Source organism: Mycobacterium asiaticum (genome assembly GCF_001673365.1).
GTDB lineage: Bacteria > Actinomycetota > Actinomycetes > Mycobacteriales > Mycobacteriaceae > Mycobacterium > Mycobacterium asiaticum_A.
Genome location: NZ_LZLS01000024.1, coordinates 1 through 6,169 on the forward strand (window position 1 = coordinate 1; position 6,169 = coordinate 6,169).

Sequence of the window (6,169 nt, forward strand, 5' to 3'; positions counted from 1 at the left end):
GCGGTCGGTCAAGAACGCGTTCCCGCAAGCCACCGTCTTCAACGGATACGGGATGACCGAGGCCGCCGCGGTTGATGATGTCCTTGATGCGGTCGATGATGTGCACGCGTCCGGCGTCATCCACGCGGACGACGTCGCCCGTGTGCAACCAGCCGTCCACAATGGTGGCCGCGGTGGCTTCGGGCCGGTTCCAGTATCCGGTGGTGATGTTGGCTCCCCGCGTGACCAGTTCGCCGATCAACTGGCCGGAACCGTCATCGAGTGGGATCACGCCGAGATCGACTGAGGGAACCGCATATCCGACCGAGTCCGCGTGCTCAACGGTTTCATGGTCGGGTAGCGCGGTCATCAACGAGGCGGACTCGGTCATCCCGTATCCGTTGAAGACGGTGGCTTGCGGGAACGCGTTCTTGACCGACCGCACCAACGAAGGAGCGATCGGCGCGCCACCGTAGCCGACCCAACGCACGCCGGACACGTCGGATTCAGGAAACGCTTTGTGCCGCAACAGCAACGCATAGATCGCCGGCACGGTTACCATGACCGAGATGCGCTCGTCAGTCAACGTGGCCACCAACTGGTCGAGGTCCAGCGCGGGCATGATCACCGCTGCCCCGCCCAGCCGGGCTGCCGCCAAAAGCTGTGAGTTGCAACCGGTCACGTGAAAAAGCGGCACTGAGATAAGGGTGCGCAGCTCCTCGCCGATGTCGCGAGGCTGATTGAGGCAGCGGACCGCGTTCTCGGTGTTGGTCAGGAATGCCTCGTGGGTGGTCGGCACGCCCTTGGGATGCCCGGTGGTACCCGAGGTGTAGAACAGCGCGGCAACGTCTGTGGGACCGAGTTGCTCGGTCACATAGGGCTTTCCGTCCGGCAACGGTGTGTCCGCGTCGAGATCGATGTGCGCCCCGGCGTCGGACAGCACAAATTCGACCTCGGGTTTGGCTGACCGCGTATTCACCGCGACCGCAATACCTCCGGCCATCACCGTGCCCCAGAACGCCAGCACCCAGTTGGTTCCCGCGGGATAACGCACCGCGACACGGTCGCCCGGTTTCAGGCCGTCCGCGCGCAGCCCACCGGCAACTCGGGCCGCGCGATCCCACAGCTGCCGGTAAGTCAGGCGGCCTGCCCCGAGTTCCACCACCGCTTCGCTGTCCGGCCGGACGGCGACCTGCTCGACCAGCATGTCCAACAGGGTGGCCGGCAGTTCGTCGTAATGAGGAATGCCCTCGTCGTCCAGGGAAATGCCGGTTCGCGGGAATGGGTTGCGGCCGCGGGAAACTTCGATCACAGGGGCCGTAGAGGGCATGCCAGTGCCTCCTCTCCGGTGTCCTATCGTGATAGCGGTGACTATGGAGGATTCCGTCATCATGCCCGAGGCGTTCTTCACTGTCGATGGCGACTCCTACGTGCCAGGCGTGATGACCCGCGGGCCTTGGGGCGCGGCAATGGGCGGGCAGATCGTCGGCGGCCTGCTGGGTTGGGGAATCGAACAGTGTGGGTTCGATCCGGAGCTGCAGCCAGCCCGGCTTACCGTGGATCTGTTGCGTCCGGTCTTGCTGGAACCGGTGCAGATTCAGACCGCGGTGCAGCGTGAAGGCCGGCGCATCAAGCTCGTCGACGGCGCGCTGGTGCAGGGTGGGCGAGTCGTTGCACGGGCCAGCGCCCTGTTTTTGCGCCGTGGCGAGCATCCCGCCGGCGAGGTGTGGTCGGGCTCGGTCCAGATGCCACCGCTTCCGTTGAACTCCAAAGGATTTCCGGACGACATGCCGTTTCTCATCTGGGGTTACGGCGCCACGTCGGAGGGCAGCCCGGGTATCGCCGCCGGCGAGTGGGAACAGTCGCACTCGCAAAAGTTTGCTTGGACCCGGGTGTTCCGGCCAATGGTGCATGGGTACCCGTTGACGCCGTTCACTCGGCTGGCCTTTGTCGGCGATGTGACGAGTTCGCTAACCCATTGGGGCACAGGCGGATTGCGCTACATCAATGCCGACTACACCGTCACCGCAAGTCGGTTGCCGGACGGCGAATACATCGGCTTGGCCGCGCAAAGCCACTACGGTGCCGCCGGCGTCGCCACCGGAGCCGCGACCCTGTTCGACCGGCACGGGCCGATCGGGACCAGTTCCGCGTTGGCGCTCGGACAGCCCGCCGAAGCGTTTCGGCCGGCCTACACCTAATCCATCAACTGCGCGGCCACCGTCGCGCCGAGCTCCCAGCACTGGCGTAGCGCATCTTTGCTGGGCTTACCCGACACCAACACGTACTCGGCGGCTTTCACCCAGCCCAGCCCAGTTGTGATGGTGGTGACGGCTTTCTCGGCCCCCTCGGTGCCCTCGTTGCCGTGCAGGTATAAGCCGAACGGCCGACCTCGGGTGGCGTCCAGGCACGGGTAGTAGCAGATATCGAACGCGTGCTTGAGAGCGCCGCTGATGTAACCCAAATTGGCCGGAGTACCAAGCAGATAACCGTCGGCCTGCAGCATGTCGGTTGGCGACAGGGTCAGCGCGGGTCGCCGTATTACCTCTACGCCTTCGATGTCGGGGTCGGTCGCCCCGGCCACGACCGCCTCGAACAATTCCTGGCAGTGCGGACTCGGGGTGTGATGCACGATCAACAATCGGGACACCAGCGCACCTCAATCCTTCCTGCCGAACATGCGCCGCCAGATCTTTTCGACCTGCCGGGCCGGTAGCAGGCGGTGCATCCACGGTAGCGCTGTCACTTTAGGCCCAATGAGGTACGACGGCTTGAGTCGCTTTGCGCTGATGACTCGTTTCCACACCAGATCAGCAAACGCGTCGGGCGGGATGAACGTGAAATTGTCACCGATCGCCGTCGCGCCGGAAACAAAGTGCCGACGGTAGTGCTCACGCAGTTCGGCTGGGATTGTTTCCCATTGCCGTTCTTCAGCTTCCGGGCTGAGGTCGACCATTGCCGTATCGACCCCACCGGGTTCGAGAGTGGTCACCTGAATCCCGAACGGCGCCAACTCCATCCGCAGGTGCTGACTCACCACCTTCAAGGCCATCTTTGACGACGGGTAGGCGGAGTACATCGGAACGGTCATGTACACAGATGCCGAACCGGTGTTGACGATCCTGCCTCTTGACTTGCGAAGCAACGGGGCCATCGCCTGGATGACGTTGAGCGGGCCCCAGAGATTGACTTCGTACGCGCGGCGGTACTCCGCCATGTCGGCCGCTTCGATCACGCCTTCGTGCGGTGAGTAGCCCGCGTTGTTGACCAGCAGGTCAAGCGTGCCCCCGGTGGCCGCCTCGACGGTGCGCGCCGCGGCCCGTACGTCCTCGAGATCGGTGACATCACATTGCACTGCAACGATATTCGGCTGACCACACCATCGCGCGTTGCCAGGTGGCGAGCTTCGGTATCCGGTGAATACCAGCCAACCTTCGCGCTGGAGCCGTACCGCGAGCGCCTCACCGATACCTGTTGCGGCACCGGTGATGAAGGCCGACTTCATCGTTAAACGGTAACTCCTCTGGGGTCACTGGCGCGCCTGCAACTGGACCGCCGTTTTCATCGCTTCCCGCGCTCGACGCCTATCCCCCGCATAGTCGTACGCGCGGGCCAGCCGATACCAGCGACGCCAGTTTTCCGGGTCGTCCTCGAGTTCGGTGCGAATGGTGTCGAACAAGGCGTCCGCGGCGTCCCGCTGGATGCGCCCGGACGCTCGCCGCGGCAACGCGCTGGTGTCGAGTTCCATTCCGTCGTCAGCGATCAGGCGGGCCAGCTTCTGGTGTGCAAAACCGGCCCGCAGCGTCGCGACCATCGCCCACAGTCCAAGGAACGGCAACACCAGCAGCGCCACTCCCAACCCCACGGCAGCGGTTCGTCCCGACTCGATCATCACCATCGCGATGCGGCCGAGTAGGACGAAGTACACCAGCATCGCCACGCAGAGAAAGGCGATGAGCAGCTGGATGCGCAGGGTCCGCGTCATACCAAATTGAGCAGCGGCTCAATGCCTACGGTCAGGCCGGGACGTTCCCCGATGTGCCGCACCGCCAACAGCACGCCCGGCACGAACGAGGTCCGATCCAGGCTGTCATGACGGATGGTCAACGTTTCACCCTCGGTGCCAAACAGGATTTCCTGGTGAGCGACTAGGCCGGCCAGCCGTACCGCGTGCACAGGGATACCGTCGACATCGGCACCGCGCGCTCCGGGCAAGCTGGTACTGGTGGCATCGGGGTTGGGCGACAAGCCTTTTCGGGCCTCGGCGATCAGTTTGGCAGTGCGCGTTGCGGTGCCCGACGGCGCGTCGGCCTTGTGTGGGTGATGCAGTTCGATAACCTCGACCGAATCAAAGAACGGCGCGGCCTGCTTCGCGAAATGCATGGAAAGCACCGCGCCGATGGCGAAATTCGGAGCGATCAGCACGGAGGTTTCCGGGTTCTTGGCGAGCCACTTTTCGACCTGCTCGACGCGTTCGCCGGTGAACCCGGTGGTGCCCACGACGGCGTGAATTCCGTTGTCGATCAAGAACTCCAGGTTGCCCATCACCACGTCGGGGTGAGTGAAGTCGATGACGACCTCGGTGTTGCCGTCGGTCAGCAGGCTGAGCGCATCGCCGGCGTCCACCTCCGCGGACAGAGTCAGATCGTCGGCGGCTTCGACCGCCCGCACCATCGTCGCCCCAACTTTGCCTTTAGCCCCAAGCACGCCTACCCGCATGGCGTGCAGCCTACTGGGCCTGCGGTTGCGCAACTTATCCCCAGTTGAGCGTTTATCCACAGATCGCGCCGTTGTACCTGGTCAGCGCGTACTGCGGGCATAGAATTAGCACATGTGTTCGATCACGGCACCGGCGGAGGTGGCAGCGCGTTTCGCGGCCCTCGACGCCGCCGTGGCCGCGCTCGGAGAACTCAACCTAGACAGCCTCGAGCCCGCGGTGCGACTGCGCGCCCTGGCACGGCTGGAGACCTCGCGCCGCCTGCAGTCCGTCATCGGCCACGACATCGTCCACGGATTGGCCACCGAAGACCCTGCCGACATCGGCGGACCGGTCTTTAAGGCCGTCGCCGACTGGTGCCGGATCAGTTACGCCGAAGCCCGCCGCCGCATCCGCGACGTCGCCCAACTCTCCCCCCGCCACACCCTGACCGGGCAACAGTTGCCGCCACAGTTACCGGCCAGCGCCGAGCAATGGCGAGCCGGCCTACTCGACACCGAGCACCTGCGCGTCCTGCAAGCTTTCGTGCGCGACCTGCCCGCCGCCACCCCCGCCGCCGTCGTCGAACACGCCGAAGGGCTGCTGGCCCAGCACGCCACCCAATTGCGCCCCGACCAACTAGACAAAGTCGCCAAGCGCGCCGCGGTCCTGATCAATCCCGACGGCAAATACTCTGACCAGGACCGTGCCCGCCAACGCGGCTTCACCTGGGGTCCTCAGCGTCCGGACGGCATGAGCACCGGCACGATAATCGCCACGCCGGAATTGCGCGCCAACATCGACGCCTGGCTGGCCCAATTCGCCGCACCCGGCATGGCCAACCCCGACGACGCGTCACCGTGCCTGGACGGATCCCCCACCGACGAGGCGGCCCAGCACGACACCCGCAGCACCGCCCAGCGCCAACACGATGCCCTCAACGCGCTGGTCCAGGGTCAACTCGGTGATCCCAAACTCGGCCAGCACAACGGCCTGCCGGTAGCCGTCGTCGTCTCCACCACGCTGAACGAACTCCACAACGCCACCGGCCGCGCCGTCACCGCCAGCGGCACAGTGCTGCCCATGGCCGACGTGATCCGAATGGCCAGCCGCGCCTACCACTACCTGGCCGTTTTCGACGACCACACCCAACGTCCCCTCTACCTGGCCCGCAGCCGCCGCATCGCCACCGCCGACCAACGCCTGGTCCTCTACGCCGCCGAACGCGGCTGCACCCATCCCAACTGCGACGTCCCGGCCGACAAATGCGAAGTCCACCACGTCAACCCATGGGCCACCGGCGGCACCACCAACATCGACAACCTCACCCTGACCTGCACACCCCACCACAAACTCATCGGAAACCCCCTCACCACAACCAAACTCAGCAACAACCAAACCGCCTGGACCCGACCCCCGAACCTATTGCGTTGACCTCGGCTTCGGTGGCCCGCCAGTCGTATCGATGCAACCAGTGGTCGACGAGGTTCTTCA

The 6,169-nt window shown here is 64.8% G+C and carries 7 protein-coding genes; 2 read left to right on the forward strand and 5 right to left on the reverse strand.

Features of this window, described 5'->3' with window-relative positions; translation table 11 throughout:
* Window positions 1-1,291 (reverse strand): long-chain fatty acid--CoA ligase (locus tag A5634_RS03005; protein ID WP_155769323.1); only part of this gene is annotated, 1,291 nt, incomplete at its 3' end.
* A 55-nt stretch (window positions 1,292-1,346) separates the two neighbouring features.
* On the opposite strand from A5634_RS03005, the gene A5634_RS03010 reads away from it, so the two are divergent.
* Window positions 1,347-2,180 carry an acyl-CoA thioesterase domain-containing protein gene (locus tag A5634_RS03010; protein WP_172831602.1) on the forward strand — a complete coding sequence of 278 codons (834 nt, stop codon included), beginning with the start codon at window positions 1,347-1,349 and terminating at the stop codon, window positions 2,178-2,180.
* Here A5634_RS03010 and A5634_RS03015 read toward each other — a convergent pair.
* Genes A5634_RS03015 through dapB form a run of 4 tightly spaced genes read right to left on the reverse strand, consistent with a single transcriptional unit; the run spans window position 2,177 to window position 4,698 of the window.
* The gene (locus A5634_RS03015) at window positions 2,177-2,629 is read right to left on the reverse strand and encodes a flavodoxin family protein (RefSeq protein WP_065142610.1); all 453 of its coding nucleotides are present in this window, start codon (window positions 2,627-2,629) and stop codon (window positions 2,177-2,179) included. The two genes, A5634_RS03010 and A5634_RS03015, sit on opposite strands and share 4 nt — an antisense overlap.
* A gap of 9 nt (window positions 2,630-2,638) precedes the next feature.
* Window positions 2,639-3,484 (reverse strand): SDR family NAD(P)-dependent oxidoreductase, encoded by an 846-nt coding sequence (locus A5634_RS03020; protein ID WP_065142611.1) that lies wholly within the window; start codon window positions 3,482-3,484, stop codon window positions 2,639-2,641.
* 24 nt (window positions 3,485-3,508) lie between these two features.
* Window positions 3,509-3,964 (reverse strand): hypothetical protein, encoded by a 456-nt coding sequence (locus A5634_RS03025; RefSeq protein WP_065142612.1) that lies wholly within the window; start codon window positions 3,962-3,964, stop codon window positions 3,509-3,511.
* Entirely contained in the window at window positions 3,961-4,698 is a 738-nt protein-coding gene (gene dapB / locus A5634_RS03030) for a 4-hydroxy-tetrahydrodipicolinate reductase (protein WP_065142613.1), read from the reverse strand. The genes A5634_RS03025 and dapB overlap by 4 nt, the downstream gene beginning before the upstream one ends.
* A gap of 112 nt (window positions 4,699-4,810) precedes the next feature.
* Between dapB and A5634_RS03035 the strand changes: the two genes are divergently transcribed.
* On the forward strand, window positions 4,811-6,109 hold the full coding sequence (locus A5634_RS03035; protein ID WP_065142614.1) for an HNH endonuclease signature motif containing protein: 1,299 nt from the start codon (window positions 4,811-4,813) through the stop codon (window positions 6,107-6,109).
* Window positions 6,110-6,169 lie beyond the last annotated feature (60 nt).